Origin of the sequence: Mesorhizobium sophorae (genome assembly GCF_002270415.1) — a bacterium.
In the GTDB taxonomy this organism is placed as follows: Bacteria; Pseudomonadota; Alphaproteobacteria; order Rhizobiales; family Rhizobiaceae; genus Mesorhizobium; species Mesorhizobium sophorae.
In genome coordinates this window covers 50,978-66,630 of the sequence record NZ_NNRI01000015.1, presented here as the reverse complement: position 1 = coordinate 66,630, position 15,653 = coordinate 50,978, and the positions used below count along the sequence as shown (strand labels likewise).

Annotated in this window: 13 protein-coding genes; 9 read left to right on the top strand and 4 right to left on the bottom strand. The window is 59.9% G+C overall.

Translation table 11 applies throughout. From position 1 onward, the window contains the following. Positions 1 to 250: 250 nt before the first annotated feature. The 6 genes from CGZ66_RS23110 (at position 251) to CGZ66_RS23085 (ending at position 6,486) form a co-directional block, all read left to right on the top strand. Positions 251 to 2,074 (top strand): SLC13 family permease, encoded by a 1,824-nt coding sequence (locus CGZ66_RS23110; protein ID WP_095088359.1) that lies wholly within the window; start codon positions 251 to 253, stop codon positions 2,072 to 2,074. Positions 2,075 to 2,860: 786 nt separating this feature from the next. Further along, positions 2,861 to 3,943 (top strand): transporter substrate-binding domain-containing protein, encoded by a 1,083-nt coding sequence (locus CGZ66_RS23105; protein WP_095088357.1) that lies wholly within the window; start codon positions 2,861 to 2,863, stop codon positions 3,941 to 3,943. 10 nt (positions 3,944 to 3,953) lie between these two features. Beyond that, complete coding sequence (locus CGZ66_RS23100; protein ID WP_095088354.1) at positions 3,954 to 4,301, top strand: hypothetical protein; 348 nt, start codon at positions 3,954 to 3,956, stop codon at positions 4,299 to 4,301. 11 nt (positions 4,302 to 4,312) lie between these two features. Continuing rightward, entirely contained in the window at positions 4,313 to 4,564 is a 252-nt protein-coding gene (locus tag CGZ66_RS23095) for a hypothetical protein (RefSeq protein ID WP_143748821.1), read from the top strand. A 244-nt stretch (positions 4,565 to 4,808) separates the two neighbouring features. After that, entirely contained in the window at positions 4,809 to 5,306 is a 498-nt protein-coding gene (locus CGZ66_RS23090; protein WP_095088350.1) for a cupredoxin domain-containing protein, read from the top strand. 196 nt (positions 5,307 to 5,502) lie between these two features. Continuing rightward, on the top strand, positions 5,503 to 6,486 hold the full coding sequence (locus tag CGZ66_RS23085) for a zinc-dependent alcohol dehydrogenase family protein (RefSeq protein WP_095088837.1): 984 nt from the start codon (positions 5,503 to 5,505) through the stop codon (positions 6,484 to 6,486). 16 nt (positions 6,487 to 6,502) lie between these two features. Here the strand turns inward: CGZ66_RS23085 and CGZ66_RS23080 are convergent, their stop codons facing one another. Together CGZ66_RS23080 and CGZ66_RS23075 are read right to left on the bottom strand one after the other, a co-directional pair. Continuing rightward, complete coding sequence (locus tag CGZ66_RS23080) at positions 6,503 to 7,093, bottom strand: NAD(P)H-dependent oxidoreductase (RefSeq protein WP_095088348.1); 591 nt, start codon at positions 7,091 to 7,093, stop codon at positions 6,503 to 6,505. Positions 7,094 to 7,125: 32 nt separating this feature from the next. After that, a complete protein-coding gene (locus tag CGZ66_RS23075) occupies positions 7,126 to 7,512 on the bottom strand; it encodes a hypothetical protein (protein ID WP_095088346.1) in 387 nt (128 codons plus the stop codon). A gap of 740 nt (positions 7,513 to 8,252) precedes the next feature. Here CGZ66_RS23075 and CGZ66_RS23070 point away from each other — a divergent pair. The 3 genes from CGZ66_RS23070 to CGZ66_RS23060 all read left to right on the top strand — a co-directional run bounded on the left by CGZ66_RS23070 (position 8,253) and on the right by CGZ66_RS23060 (position 10,009). Beyond that, a complete protein-coding gene (locus tag CGZ66_RS23070) occupies positions 8,253 to 8,543 on the top strand; it encodes a DUF1330 domain-containing protein (protein WP_095088344.1) in 291 nt (96 codons plus the stop codon). A gap of 66 nt (positions 8,544 to 8,609) precedes the next feature. Then, positions 8,610 to 8,810 carry a hypothetical protein gene (locus tag CGZ66_RS23065; protein ID WP_095088342.1) on the top strand — a complete coding sequence of 67 codons (201 nt, stop codon included), beginning with the start codon at positions 8,610 to 8,612 and terminating at the stop codon, positions 8,808 to 8,810. A 545-nt stretch (positions 8,811 to 9,355) separates the two neighbouring features. Continuing rightward, on the top strand, positions 9,356 to 10,009 hold the full coding sequence (locus CGZ66_RS23060) for a class I SAM-dependent methyltransferase (RefSeq protein WP_167392221.1): 654 nt from the start codon (positions 9,356 to 9,358) through the stop codon (positions 10,007 to 10,009). 177 nt (positions 10,010 to 10,186) lie between these two features. Here CGZ66_RS23060 and CGZ66_RS23055 read toward each other — a convergent pair whose 3' ends face one another. Together CGZ66_RS23055 and CGZ66_RS23050 are read right to left on the bottom strand one after the other, a co-directional pair. Continuing rightward, on the bottom strand, positions 10,187 to 10,390 hold the full coding sequence (locus CGZ66_RS23055; RefSeq protein ID WP_095088338.1) for a hypothetical protein: 204 nt from the start codon (positions 10,388 to 10,390) through the stop codon (positions 10,187 to 10,189). Positions 10,391 to 10,843: 453 nt separating this feature from the next. After that, positions 10,844 to 15,535 (bottom strand): alpha/beta fold hydrolase, encoded by a 4,692-nt coding sequence (locus CGZ66_RS23050; protein WP_143748819.1) that lies wholly within the window; start codon positions 15,533 to 15,535, stop codon positions 10,844 to 10,846. Positions 15,536 to 15,653 lie beyond the last annotated feature (118 nt).

Here is a 15,653-nt window from a genome sequence, read left to right as displayed (position 1 = left end):
CGGCAACAGCGTCATGGGGCAGGTCATGGCTTCCAGTCCAAGCCCGAAGCGTGAGGAACGCCGCGAGCGCCTCAAATGGGCCAGCTTATGGAAGACTTCTGCGACCCTGCTGGTGGGGATCCTGACTCTCGGATAGCTTTCCACCGAAGGAATGCCTTCCATTCCGCGACCGTCCGCCAGAACGAATCAAGCTGCCTTCAATTGAGGTAGTCGCCTGCGCAGGTTGGTTGCCGTTGAACAGGGACGCAAAATGAATGCAGAACTCGCGCTTGTCCTCGCCCTACTGGTCTCCGCGATTGTCATGTTCGCGGTCAATAGGCCAAGGCTGGACGCCGTCGCGCTTATCATGCTGGTGGCACTCCCTTTTACCGGCGTGCTGTCGATCGGAGAGGCGCTGGCGGGCTTCAGCGATCCGAATATCGTCCTCATCGCGGCTCTCTTTATCATCGGCGACGGATTGGTGCGGACAGGTGTCGCCCAGCGGCTCGGCGACTGGCTCATTGCAAGAGCGGGATCAAGCGAAGTCCGGCTGACCGTGCTCCTCATGCTGGTCGTCTGCTCGCTGGGCGCCACAATGAGTTCGACGGCGGTAACCGCGATTTTCATTCCCGTCGTAGTGCGTATTTCGCAAAGCACCGGCATAGGCCCGGGACGGCTGATGATGCCACTCAGCTTCGCTGCCCTCATCAGCGGCATGATGACACTCGTGGCCACCGCGCCCAACCTTGTCGTCAACAGTGAGCTCGAGCGGCACGGTGTGCCAGGCTTTGGCTTCTTCAGCTTCACACCATTTGGCCTTCCGGTTCTTGGTCTTGCGATCGTATACATGATCTTTGCCCGACGCTGGCTGCCTGTCGAAAACGAGCAGAAGACGCCCCAACAGGCGACCTTCGGGACGTGGGTGGAGGAATACAAGCTTGCTCATCGAGAGCGACGAGTGAAAATTTCCGACCGTTCTCCCTTGGTCGGACAGAATTTGGAGCAGTTGGACTTGCGAAGCACGTCTGGTGCCAACATTCTGGCGATCGAGCGCAGTCATAAGTTCCGAAAGGAAATTCTCAGGCCTACCGTCAAGACAGAGTTGCAGGCTGGCGACATTCTCCTGATCGACCTAACGGCTCCCGGCAGTAAATTCAAGGAGCTCCAGGCGCGGATGGTCCTGGAGGATTTGCAATTGAGCGGCGGCTATTTTGCGGATCGATCGCAAGAGCTCGGCATGGCTGAGGCCATCGTGCCGCCGACGTCGGAACTCATCGGCAAGACGGTGGTGGAGTCCAAGCTGCGGACGCAGTTCGGGGTAACGGCTGTCGGCCTGAACCGCGGCGACGGCCCGCATACGGACAATCTCCTGGCCGAGAGACTCAATACCGGTGATACGTTGCTGGTGATCGGACCCTGGAAGGAAATCGAGCGGTATCGGACCGATACGAAAGATCTCCTCGTCATCAAACTGCCCGTCGAGATCGAGGAACGGCTTCCAGTCCCAGGAAAGTCATTGCACGCGGTGATTTGTCTCCTTTTCGTCATCGGCCTGATGGTCAGTGGCATCGTGCCGAATGTGCAAGCGGCCCTCATCGGCTGCCTTCTCATGGGTATGCTCGGCTGCGTCGACTTCGCGAGCGCCTATCGATCAATCGACTGGAAAACGATCATCCTGATCGTCGGCATGTTGCCGTTTTCTGTCGCTTTGGAGCGAACTGGCGGCGTCGACCTGGCGGCGGAAGGCCTGAAGAATCTCACCGCCGGGGCCGGAAACAGCATTGTCCTTGCAATGCTCTTCGCCATCACGGCTGCTCTGGGTATGTTCATCTCAAACACGGCAACCGCGGTGCTGATGGCTCCAGTCGCCCTTGCTGTGGCCCATGAATTGGGTGTGTCCCCCTATCCATTCGCCATGACCGTCGCGCTGGCGGCTTCGACAGCCTTCATGACGCCTGTTTCCTCGCCCGTGAACACGCTGGTGGTTGCGCCGGGGCGCTACTCGTTTGGGGACTTTGTCCGCATCGGCGTTCCCTTCTCCGTCATCGTCCTGATCGTGAGCGTGATCCTGGTTCCGTTGCTCTTGCCCTTTTGAGGTTCACGCCAGGCACGATCCGCGTGAACGCGGTCCGGAAGCTGGCGGTCATCATGCATGCCATGCTGAAATCGAGTGAACTGTTCAGTCGGACGACCTACAGCATAAGTTTTTACCGTCGATTGCGCCGAGACGTCCCTGCCGGGACGTGAGCTGGCCCATTCCGAGAACAGGCGTTGCACCGTCAAGCCATCTTGACGCGTGCGCTTCGTACAGTGGAAGGGCCGTTCCGTGGAGACCCATCATGCAGCGACATCATATCGACTGCGAAGACGACCATGCTCCCGGCATACGACACTTCGTGCGGCAAAAAGGGCTTGCATTATCGGCTGCGATTAGACGACGCCGGACGGCACCCGAAACCCTTCAGCATGTCGGTCGTAGAGATCAGCTTCGCCGCGTTCTGAAAGCAGACATCGCAAGCGAGGACTCCGGAGGTCGCGGTTTGGGCCCGGACGGCGACATTCGAAGCGCTGTTCCAAGTGGACATACCTGCGACGGTCGAAATGTAGTGCGAACCCCAGCCTCTTGTGACACACGACCGGAGCTCCAAGCCTTTGCGCGACCTCACCGAATACTACGCCCGTGGCTTCCGTCGGCTCAGATCGCTTCGCTGTCTCCTCCCAAGCTAGACGGTATCTATCGGAAACGGGACACAAATTCATGATTTCGGATCGCGCACCCGGCTTGTTATAGATTCGGTAATGCGCGTTCTCTCAGGCCATTGTCTCGAGAAAGGCCGGAGGGGACGATTTCGTCAATGCTTCCGCAGGCGGGAACTCTTTCATGTCGAGGAACGCTCTCTGCCTAGCCGTGTTGTTCAGCCTGCTGGCCGTAAGCAGTCCACTTGGGCAGGAAACGCCTCAAGCCAAACAGCCAGTCGGCGTCGGCCTCTATCTCAGCCCGCCATTTGTCATACAGGAGAAAGGTAGCTTCACCGGAATGGCGGTCGAACTCTGGGAGTCGATCGCGGCATCGCAGGGCTTGCAAAGCCGGTACCGCCCCTACCCGACGGTTAGTGCCCTGATCGACGCCGCGGCAAACGGCGAGATCGACGTTGCCGTCACCAATCTCACTATTACACAAGGCCGGGCGCAGCGGATCGATTTCACTCATCCGTGGTTCGATGCCGGACAGAGGATCATGGTCAACGAGCATCAAGGCACAGGATTCCTGGACGTTGTGGCGGGTTTGAGGGACGCAGGCTTCCTTCGCGCCTATGCGTGGCTCGCCTTTGTCATCGCGGCGGCGACCGTATCGCTGACCATCTTCGACCGGAAGTTTGATCCCGCCTTTCCGCGTCGATGGCGTGACGGAATAGCGGAGAGCTTTTTCTCGATCATGTCAGTTGCCTCAGGCAAAGCATCTGGCCGAAAGAATGTTTTCGGTTGGATTGGACGGGTATGGCAGGGCTTGTGGCTAATATTCGGGATTGCTGTGCTCGCCTATGTCACCTCATCCGTAACGAGCGTGATGACCACCCTTTCATTGACCAACCAGGTCAACAGCCTTGCCGATCTTCCCGGCAAGTCGGTCGGGGTATTCACCGGCAGTGTGTCGGAGGATTTTGCCCGCAACTCCGGTTTCGACCGGCAATCGTTCCCGAACATCGAGGAAGCGGTAGCGGCTTTGCGTGACGGCAGAATCGACGCGATCGTCGGCGATGCGCCCGTGCTCGAATATTATGCGCATACGCACCCCGAAGAACGGGTCAGTGTCATCGGAGGCCTCTTCGAGCCGGATAAGTACGGCTTCGGTCTTGCACGCAACAGTCCCTTGACCAGGCGGCTGACGGTCGAAATTCTGGGCGCACATGAGCGCGGGCTCGTCGAGCAGTTGCATGCCAAGTATTTCGGCGAGTCACCATGAGCGCTGAGCGATGCGGGACGCAAACAAAACGAAGCTCATTTTGGGCGCGGGAGGAAAGGCGCTCACGACCGTCGCGTTGTTCGACCAGGGCCTCACGCAGATCTTGCAAGCGGGAGTGACGGGGCTTCTGCCGAAGCATCCCTACCAGCTGGTGCTGTCGGCAAACCCCGACGGGAGCGGCACTGTGGAGCCGCTTGCCAGCTTCATGACCAATCCGACGGGTTCGGCCGTGGTCAACACGACCGGTCCGATCCGCCAGATCGTACAGGGCGATGTGCCGGTTGCCCGCCGTTACCTGGGCATCCGCGAGGGCGCACCCAACACCCCCGGCGCAATCGTGCAGGTTCAGCAGCCTTGAGGAAGCTCGATATGGCACAGATTTGGTTGATTACAGGGGCGGGGCACGGACTGGAGGCGTTTCTCGAACGCGCCTCGATGGTCACCGTTGTGACCGTGACTGACGAAAAACCGCTTCCGGGACAGGACATCGGCGAACGCCTTGAGTCCAGGGATAGGGACGTTGATTCCGGCAGTAGTCATGATGCTCTCCCAAATTCGAAGGCTCTGATGGGAGGCATTAGACAGGAAGACAGGGCTGGCAGCTTTGATACGGGTCAATAGCCGTTGGCTGAGCAGCAAAGGGAGCCTTAGGGTACCAAGCCGGTTTTCCCGATCGCCGTGCCCTGGGTAGATTTCGGTCCGACATTGCCAATTCAACCTGACAACCGCCGACATTTGCATCGGCGGCGCCGATCATGCTTGCGCCGGTCAGTTTGATCTGGCGCAAGGACGGCGGGTGATGCCAAGAGCAGGATGACGGTCGGGATGTAGAGCGCTTCCGCTGCCGTCCTGAAAGAGGATCACCATGAGAACAATATCGAGGAGAGCAGCGCTCGGGCTTGCTGCCGCAATGCTCGTGGCCGGCAGTGCGGGCGCCGTCCAGGCTGCGGCGCTTGTCCAGATTTCGCTGTGGGACAAAGGCGCGAGCATGGAGATGCCTATGGGTCTCGCCTATGCGGTGCCGGGACTCGATCTCGCAAAGGCGACTATGGGCATCACGGCTTCGCCGGGTACTGTGAAGGCCGGGCAGGTCACATTCAATGTGAAAAATGACTCCAAGGACACCATCCACGAAATGATCGTGATGTACCTTGCCGATCCCGGCAAGCCGCTTCCCTACCTTGAGGCCGAGAACCGGGTCGACGAAGACAGAGCTGGCGACAAGGGTGAGGTTTCGGAGCTCGATCCCGGCAAATCAGGCGCATTGACCGTCGAACTGAAGGCTGGAAAATACCTGCTTATCTGCAACGTACCAGGTCACTATGGAGCCGGCATGTGGGTCGAATTCACTGTCCATCCATAGGCCTCGAACCTGGCAACCCTTTGGCCTGCGACTGTCGCAAAGCTCGCCGGGATCGCTGATCCTATCGGTTTGGCCGCCGCACGACGGCAAGGTTACGACCGAAGGCAAAGTCAACGGCTGGGCCGAACGCTGGCTCGACGAAACAGGCTGACTGGGCGGCCTCGGCGTTTGTTTTCCGCGGCGTATGGAGCGCGTCATGAGAGCAATGATGCTCGAAAGCGTCGGCACCCCTTTGAAACTGGTCGATAGGCCCGATCCGATGCCTGGGGTGGGCGAGATCAGGCTAAAGGTCGAGGCATGCGCGGTCTGTCGGACCGATCTGCATGTGGCTGATGGGGACCTGCTTCATCCAAAACTGCCACTCATCCCGGGTCATGAAATCGTCGGCATCATCGATTCTGTTGGCAAGGGCGTCGCGCGTTCCAGGATCGGGCGCAGAGTGGGCGTGCCCTGGCTGGGGCGCACTTGCGGACATTGCCCTTACTGTCTCGCCGAGAATGAAAATCTTTGCGATCAGCCAGATTTCACGGGCTATACGCGCGACGGCGGCTTCGCCAGCCATGTCATTGCCGACACGCAATTCGCCTTCGATCTGGACCCGGACGTGGACCCCGTATCGCTGGCGCCATTGCTTTGCGCTGGCCTGATCGGCTGGCGATGCCTGAAGAAAGTCGGTGACAGCAAGCGGCTCGGGATTTACGGCTTCGGTGCCGCCGCGCATATCGTCGCCCAGATCGCGATCTGGCAAGGTCGTGAGATATTTGCCTTCACCCGACCCGGTGACAAGCCAGCACAGGAATTTGCGCGCTCGCTCGGTGCGGCCTGGGCCGGCAGTTCGAATGAATCACCGCCCGTGCAACTCGATGCCGCGATCATCTTTGCACCTGTGGGTGACCTGGTCCCGATCGCGCTCGGTGCCGTCCGCAAGGGTGGCCGGGTGGTTTGCGGCGGCATTCACATGAGTGACATTCCAGCGATGGCCTACACATTACTATGGGAAGAGCGTGAACTTGTATCGGTGGCAAACCTGACGCGCCGCGATGCGGAAGAGTTCTTTCCCATTGCAAAGCGCGCGCAAGTTCGCACGCATACCAAGGTCTATCCGCTGGAACAGGCCAATCAGGCGCTGGACGATCTGAGGGAAGGGAGGTTGACCGGCGCCGCCGTGCTGGTGCCGTGATTAACATCAACGAGCGTTATCTTGCCCGTTCCCCCAGTCCGCGCATTTGCCGGATCCACCTCGCGCGGGTCGCATCGCTGGTGCCCGCGACCATGCCGAACAAGGTCTCGCGCACCGGAGTGATGCCTACAAAATGCAGGATGCTTCGCCGTATGCCGGCGATACCGTGACCGAGGAACCATAGTCGGTAAAGAACGGATGGCATGCCCATCGTCACCACGACGCGCGCGGAGCGTCCGCGAAGCAGTGCCTTGGTGAAGCCGCCACCTTTGTCCGGGTAGGCAAAGGCCGTTCCTGGCCGCATGACCTGTTCGAGAAATGCCTTGAGCAGAGCCGGCATGGTTCCGAGCCACAGCGGAAAGACACAGACGATGTGCTCAGCCCAGACGATCGCTTCGGCTGCGTCCTTCAGTTCGTCGGGAATCGCACCGTGTTCGAACTCCTGCATCGTCCGCAGCATTGGGAAATCAAGCGTTGCCAGATCGACCCGGCAAACGGCATGCCCCGCCTTTTCCGCGCCCTCGCCATAGGCGTTGGCGAGACCGCGGCAGAGTCGGTCCGGGGACGGGTCGGGATGACCGACCACAATCAGGATGCGTCGCGACATGGTCTACTCCCAGGGAGCTTGGCCCCGAGGCGTCAAGGCTGTTCCACCCGTGCCACCTGGTAAGTGTGCATGTCGCCGTTGCGTTCGATCGACACATATTCACCGGTCACGAAGCGTTCGTCGCCAAGATGGAAGCCGATCTCGTCGTCGCGATCGCCTTCGGCATAGTCGAAATACCACTGTCCTCCGGGCTTGCGCCTTAGCCGGCCGATCACATCTTCCTCGCCGGTTCGAAACCTGCGAACACGGCAGGAGGCTCTGTGCAACTTCCATTCCTCGGCATCGATTCGGCCTTCGCCGGTCAACGGAGCCAGCACGTCATAGCCCTCTTGGCTGTCACCTTCCGGATGGCCCTTTTCACGGGCAAGCAACAGCCGGATATGCCGGAATTTCTCAGTAAGGCCATTCAGCTTGGTCATGGCAAACTCCTTTGACCGAGTTTCATAAAGCGGCGACAGCACTTGACCTTGATCCGCGTCAAAGAAGGGTGAGAGGCTCGTTTCTCGTAGACGCTCGGCAGCGCTGTAGCCAGCGATCACAGCGACCAGGGTTGCGGCGGCCAGCGGCAACCTTGCGGCGGCGGAGCGGCGCGCGACAGAGCATCCGATCCAGAATGTCAGCTTTCGTTAAGGCGATCCCGCGGCACTCTCGTTCGACCGACCGTTCGACGCGGTGATCGGCCGCTACGTTCTTCATCGACGGCGGCCGGCGGGCTCTCAACTACGTCGTCCCGGTCGCGTGAAGTGTCGATCAATGCTTAGACCTGAGTGACGTCGCACCTTCTATTTGCGCGACGACGACCGTATCGTTGCCAAACGGCACCGTGGCACCCGCATATGTCTAGCGTTCGTTCTACCTCGCGGACTGCTCCTGATTTTGTAAGCCAGCCTATGCCGACCTTACCATGCATCTTTTCGCGACTGTCGCCGAGTGTGAGAGATCTATGAACTCTGAACACACGCCTGCCGCACCTGCCGCCTTGCTCGACCTCGTAGGCCAGCCATTGCCCGGGCCTGACCGGCGGAGCTTGGTGAAGATATGCGCTCGTGCTAATGTCTGCGAAGCATCAGAATGAAGGATGGCAAGGCCGGCCGACCACCACTTACGGTCTGGATGTCTGAAATCCGCCGATACTGTCAGTGCAGTCTGAGGTTCGGGCATGCGTGCGTTCGTCGTTTTCCAGGAAAATCTACACGATCAGGCAAAGTTCGAAGCCTACCGCAAGGTGGTCATGCCCACGTTGGCTGCGTTCGAAGGCAAAATTATTGTCCGCGGCGGACAGTTCACAATCATCGAAGGTGCGTGGCCCTTCGGGCGAACTGTAATCATAGAATTTCCTTCTCGGGCGGCTGCCGAAGCCTGGTATCGGTCGCCGGCCTATCAGGAAATCCTACCGCTTCGCCTGCAGAGCATGACTTGCAATGCCATCATTGTTGACGGGGCAGATTAGCGCTCATTGGCTCTTGCAGGCGCGTTCGAGATCAGATTGCGGCGACCCCTTCAACGGGAGATCGCCATGCCTCAGAAGACCCTTGCCGACACCCTGGCAGCCCGTGAAACCATGTATGCCAATTGCGGGCATCCTATGTGCTGCAAATCGACAAAGCTCGACATCCAGACGCTGATCGACCGGCTCGGCCCCAACCATGGCTCGATGCATTGGGATTATGGTCGGGCTCTTCGGCTGTTCGGATTGTCAGGCCGTGGGCCGGGATAGCCGTCCATTGTTCTTCACTGTAATTCCTGACTACGAGGGCCAGCAGAGGGAGCGGAACCGTGATTGGAAACCGACTTTCCGCTAGCTCGTCAAGACGTCCACCAGCCATGCGCAGACCCCGTTGCCGTCCAGTTTTCTGTTTACGAATCCGTAAGTCGCCGATGCTGGTAAACCCAGCTAACTATCAGCGTCGGCAGCGAACGGCACTTTGCTGCCCGGTGGGCCTCCACCTGCCGAAACCAATGGCTCGCTGCCCGCTCAACCGCAGGCGGCGGGCTGTCAAGTTGCACAAAGCTTAGCACCGCAAAGGAAGCGCGTTTGACGATTCCAGGAGACAGACGGTGGCGATCATTGACCTGCCAAACACGGATGATCTTTGTCGGACTCTAACCGGAAGCAACCAACAAATGTTAGATGAAACAGCTCATGAGTCGCCCGTAATGCCATTGGTTCCGAGGATCGACAGATGCAGCGGGGACTCCGGCCTCGCGCTTGCAGGCACCCCTAGTCCGCACATCCCTCTGGCCCCGCCGCGTGGGTCATTCGTGAAGACCCTTGAAGGCACAGGCCTGCACAACTTTATCGCGCAGCAGTTTTCCATGCCGGAGGGCGCATGCGGGCGTTTGACCGGGGCAGTCATGGGCCTAATAAACCACCTCCCCAATGAGCGGGCCATCGAACTATTGGAAATTGCCGAACAGGATGACGTGCTCGAAATAGGATTTGGGCCGGGTTTGGCGCTTAAGAAAATGTCCCAACTTGTGCGGGGCGGTACGATTACGGGGGTAGATCGGTCGCCTACGATGTTTAGGCAGGCCCAAGCGCGAAACCGAGCCGCAATTCAACATGGAAAGCTGAAACTGATCCACGGCACCTTCGAGAGGCTGTCACTGGAAAGCGCCTCCGTTGACAAGGTTCTAGCCGTCAACGTGATCTATTTCTGTTCGCCGATTGGAACCGCCCTCGCGGAAGCCCGAAGGGTTCTACGTCCGGGCGGAGCAATGTCGATCTATGCGACGGATTGCTCTTCCATGAGGTGGTTGCAATTCATTGGTCCTGAAACCCGGCAAACATTTGATCGGAAAGGACTGGAGCATTTCTTGAGACACAGCGCATTCGCGTCAGATCGGATCGATATTCAAACGGTTTGGTTGCCGTTAGGTTTTCGCGGCCTAGTGGCGCGACTGTGCAAGCGGTGAATGCGGCCATCAACGATCGATGTGCCGCCCCTGGGCGCGTCGGCCATTAGGCGGACGGTCGTGGCCACGACGCGTCGGCAACCCACGAAATAACCGGCCCGATCTGAGGTGAGGGACGACCTGTTCGACTTATAGGGGTGCAAGCAGCCTGGCCCCAGGCCGCCGCTGCGACGTTCCTTACTCGGCCGACCCATTGTCGGCAAAGGGTGAGGCGCTCGGGACGCACTGCAGCGACCAACCGGCCGGCGTTGGCTGCTTCTGATATTCGGCGATGGCGGCAGCGCATTGTTCACGCTTGTCGAAGGTGCTGGGCAGCAGGACCATGCCGCCCTGCGGGCCGGCTATTACTAGATACCAGATCAACGCTGCGGTCGAAGCCACGGGAATTTCCTTCGTCAGATAGGATTCTGGAGCGGCACACCTAGTCGTCAAGAGGAGACACGTCCGACAATCCCCTGGTCCGCTGCCGAAATGTGGCGGGTTTTTTATTTTAGATGCAACTAATTTTTCCGCAGAAAGTTCCCTCTTCGTCAGCTAATGTCCCTCTGCTGGCGTCTTCGGAGCCCGCCACCTTTTACCCAAGGTGGCGGGCTATTTTGTGCATGCTGGAACGGTTTGTTATTCGGCTCATTTTGGCTTCGCATCGCCAAGCGAGCGATCCGCTCAAGTTTCGAAAGATTCCGTGACCGCTAACCTATCGAAATAGTGAGCCTCAAAACCTTTGCACCAAACGTGCAGGGTTCACGGCCTTGGAGAGTTCGGGCTAGAGAACGCCCATTCAGCCGCAGTGGCGGGCGGCGTGGTTGCTGGGCACGCGTCACGTAGCCACGCTCGCTAGAACAACTCACGCGCCGCGTGCGCATCCGGGCTATCGTCGAGCTTGCCGACCAGCTCGCCGTGAGGCGCGATAAGTTCACGCGCTTCGTCGACTTCTCCGCGCCTTCGAAGACTGCGAGCAAGTTCCACCGCGATACGGAGCTGACCAATCGCGGAACGCTGCAAGGTGGCGACATTCGCGGCCTTGTGGAGCATCTGCTCGATCTCGTCAGGTCCGCCACCGCTCTTTTCGCGGATACAGGCTTCGATCCTAAGCACTTCGGCGAGCTGGAAATAGGTCCCGTTGGTGCGGCCCAGCTCAAGGGCAGCTTCAACCGACTCCCGAGCATCGTCCAGCCTCCCACTGTCACCGAGCGCTTCGCCGTATAGACCGATGAGATAGGGTAGACCCATTTCAGCACCAGTCCGGCGAATTGCAGATATGGCTTCCTCCATACCGCGCAGGCCCGCCTCCCGTTCTCCAAGCCGGAATTGCCCCCATCCGACCTGAAACGCGGCTTGGCCGACAATGAGCGGCAATTGGAACTTCTCTGCGATCTGTAGTTCGCTTTCCGCCGCCCGAAGCGCGGCCTCAGGGTCGCCTGCAAACATGTGGAGGTAACTCGTCCCCCAATACGCAACGGCCAAGCTCAGCGGATGCTCAAGACGTTCGGCGAGCCCCATTGCATCCTGGCACCGCAGCCGGGCCTTATCCGGCTCGCCGGCGAGCCAGGCTGACAATCCCGCGAAGCAGCGGCAGCAGACACCCGGGTCATGACCGGAGTACTTGTATGTCAGGTAATGATCGCGGTCGGGGTCGTAGAGGCCGATGGCACGTTCCGCATGGCTGTAGGCGGCCGCCGTCTCCCCGAGAAAGAAATTGTTGGTCCAGAACATGTGCTCGGTCTCGATCACAAGACCGGGATCGCTGTCGTCCTTAACCACGCCAGCCCATCGGCAAGCCAGCTCTTGCGCCGCTGCTGGCTTACCGCTGAGCATGTAATATTGTGCTCTCCCGCGCAGGGCCGTGAATAGACGCGCTTGGTCGCCGATTCTGTCGCAAAGTTCCTCGGCACGCTCGAACGCGGCGAGCACCTCGGTCGCGCCCCAACCGCGAGCGGCCATGAGAGCCACGCCCCTCGCGAGCTGGAACTCGATCTCTTGCTCATCGGCGTGGGCGACGTCGTTGCTCCGCAACAGCCAAACCCCAAGGTCCAACTGCTCGAGCGCGGTGGCGTGTGCCGACCTCCTGATCGCCTTACGTGCCGAGATCAGCAGGTAGCCGACGGCTTCGTCCCAAAGATGGGCCTGTTGCGCGTGTCTGGCCAGGCGCTCGCTGTGCTCCTCAAGTCTGTCTGCGTAGTAAGCCTTCAGTTCGGCGAGCGCATTACTGTGAAGCTCGATGAGCGCAGACGATACGATACGACCTGACACAGCAGTTCGGATGAGGACGTGCTTGAAGCGAATGGAAGCCTCAGGAAAAACTTGGAGCTCGACCAGGAGATCAGACTTCTTCAAATTCTGGAGAGCGGCATCGAAGCGCTGGCTCGACAGCGCCGCCATCTTTCGTAGCAAAAGCACCGGAACCTCTCCGCCGAAGATCGAGGCGACCTCGGCCACCAGCTTCGCATCCTTGTCGAGACGTTCGAAGCGCGCATCGATGATCGTCTGAATACTTGCCGAAACGACGATCTCGTCGACCTCGCCCGAAGGCCGGTAGCGGCCCGGCTCCCCTTCCAGCTTGCCGGTCTCGGCGAGTGCGTGGACGGTCTCTTCCAGGAACAGTGCATTGCCCTTGCACGCATCCGAGACTGCGCCGCGCAGCCTCTTGAGCTCCGGGTCCCTGCCGACCAAATGGTCAAGAAGTGCTGCTGCTTCGGCCGTGCTGAACGCCGGCAGGCGTATTTCGGAGGGTCCCGCAGCGGCGAAGGCACTGCGATCGTAGTCCGGCCGGCAGGTCAGGATAATCAGGCAGCGGACGGTGGGCACTACCTGCGCCAGCCGCACCAGGACTCCCTCGCTCTCGGCATCTATCCAATGGAGGTCCTCGACCAGGAGAACGACGGGCTTCGTACGACCAAGGAACAACAGAAATTCGACCGCCGCCTCCTGCATGCGCCGGGATCGCTCCTGGCCGGAAATGTTGGCCCAACTCGAGCCCCGAACGGGCAGCTCCATGATTGCCATGATCGGATCGAGGAGACGCTCATCGAAGCCCTGCGCGCTCTGCGTGGCCAGCACCTTGTCGATAGCGATAGCCGGGGCTTCGGTGTCGCCCACGCCGAACAGAGCCTGCAGCAATTTCCGAACAACTACGAAGCCGCCGCCCAGGTCAGTTTCCAACGCGCCTACTTCCAGATTCTCGGCATCATCATGAGGGATGGCGCCAACGAATTCATGGGTGACGCGCGACTTGCCGACGCCGGGATCGCCAACCACGAAAACTGTCTGGCCTTCGCCACTGGACGCGTCATGCCAAGCCTTATTCAGAATCTGCAGCTGCATCTCGCGGCCGATGAAAGGCGATAGCTGCGTTTCAGCGCGCAACTGCCAGCGCGAGCGACCCCACCTGATCTCTGTCACTTCAAAAAGCCGCTGGTCCTTTGGGTATTCCGACAGAAGTGCTGCCGCCAGAGCTTGCATGCTGACGAAGCCGCCAGCCGATGCCCGGGTCCTGGCAGTTGCCACGACGAGATCGCGTCCCAGCGCCTGACTCAGCGTGTGGGCCACGGACACCGGTCCACCACGCACCTCCGATGCTTGGTCGCGCGCCGGGCCAACGATCACGATGCCGGTGTCCAGGGCAGCACGGATCCCAGTCATCCAATCGCTGTAGCCGAGTGCAAGCTCGCGCAGCGCGAGTGCTGTCCGGCAGGCAAGTGCTGCATGTGCTTCGAGCGGCTCGGGCGCGCCGAATGACGCGACCAGCTCGTTTTCAGAAATCGTCAGAACCGTTCCACCATTGTTGCGCACAAGTACGGTGGCCTGCATGAGGAACGGATCGATCCGTTCCAGCGCGAGGTCGGCTGGCAGGCTCTCCATCACCTGTTCCGAGTATCGGAAATCAGCGCACAAGATCGTTGCCTGTCGCCGAGACCTCGAGTCGGCCGCAACTACCGATCGCGCCTGAAGCACTTCGTTTGCAAATGCGGATGCCTCAACGACAAAGGTGCGGAACGCGGGTTCCTCGGCAAGCAGGATATGATTGGCGCTGTCCAGTTCGACGAACCGGGCACCGGGGATCGTTCTGGCGAGTTCCAGGCCTTCTGAGAGGGGCGCGACCCGGTCGCCGTTGGCATGCATGACAAGCGCTGGCACATGCAGCCGTTCAAGCGATTGCGATATGTCAACGTCGGCAAAGGCAAAGCTCAACCGCAACGCATTTTCGGGAGTGAGCGTCCGGCGCTGCAACTCGTTGAACCAATCCATCTGTACGCGATTGGCGCCCGGTACGAACAGGTTGGTGAACATTTGGCGGAACAGTGGGTCGTCCTGACCCCAACCCTTGCGCATCAACTCGCCGATCGCTTCGCGCCTGACTATCTCCGCCGCATTCCCACGCGCTCGCCATCCACGAACATATCCCCCCCAAATCAAGAGACCCGCGACCTTCTCCGGATGGCGAATGGCGTATTCGACCGAGAAAGCACAGCCTTGCGATATTCCTAGGAGGACGAAACGGTCGAGGCCCACAGCCTCTATGACGCATTCGAGATCGTCGACGAAGGTATCGAAAGAAGCATCTTCGCAATCTGTGTCGGAAAGGCCGTTCAGGCGCCCGTCGTAGCGCACGAGCGTGAAGCCGCTGGACAGGGCATCGATCCAATGTCCCCAAACCGGGCTCTCCCAATCAAAATTTAGATGGGACATCCAGTGGGAAGCGCGCACGATTGGCGGCCCGGACCCACTGACGGCATAGGCGATCCGGGTGCCATCGCGGGAGTTGACGTAGCGTATCTGCTGCTTGTCTGACGAAACCTTCGTCGAAGGCGGCAGGATGAGACCGCGCGCAGGCACCGGCTCCACAGGTTCAGCTGAAGGTCGACCACCAGATCCAACCGTCGTGCCGGCTGTGAACGGGCGAGCAGCGGCGGTCAGACGTGCCCGCTCGTTAGTGCGGGCGATCTCGTCAGCGAGATCATCTTCTGGAAGAAGCGACTGCAGCTTGTGCAGGTGGGCAAGCGACCGCTCAGGGTCATCGCCAAGGCGATCGATCAGGGCGCGCAGCGCTTTTAGACGCAGGATCTCGGTCTCGTTCGAGCAGTAGACGCGCCAAGTTTCGAACGCCTGGCAGCGCGGCAGATAGAGGTCGGACAAGAACGGGCCGGCGAAAGCCGCGACGATTGCTTCTAGACGCTCGGTAGGCAGCGAACCAACCGCATCGGCCGACAGGCCCCTGATCAAGTCATAGTCGAGCCAGATCGATCCCGGCTTCAGTTGAACCGCGTTGCGGTCGGCCACAAGCCGTGTCTCGCCGTCGGCGTTTAGAATCCGGCGCAGCCTCGAGAGGCTCCAACGCAACGCACCCCGAGGATCATCGGGTACGTCCCAGAACATCTCGCAAAGCCGCTCGCGGCGCTGCTGCTTTTGGTGCACGGCCAAATAGGCGAGTAGCGCCCGCGTTTTGCGAGATTGCGTTAGCGTCACAGGCTCGCCATCAAAGCGTACCGTGAAGTCGCCGAGGACCCTTACTTCGAAGACCGAGCTCAATCCGGTTGTCCTAACCGTATGGTCGGCCTCACACTAGCACCCTATGGTCAGCCTTACATTAGCCATGAAGCATTTGGGACTGCATCACGCCCACCGACGGCCGGCGTGTCTTCACGCG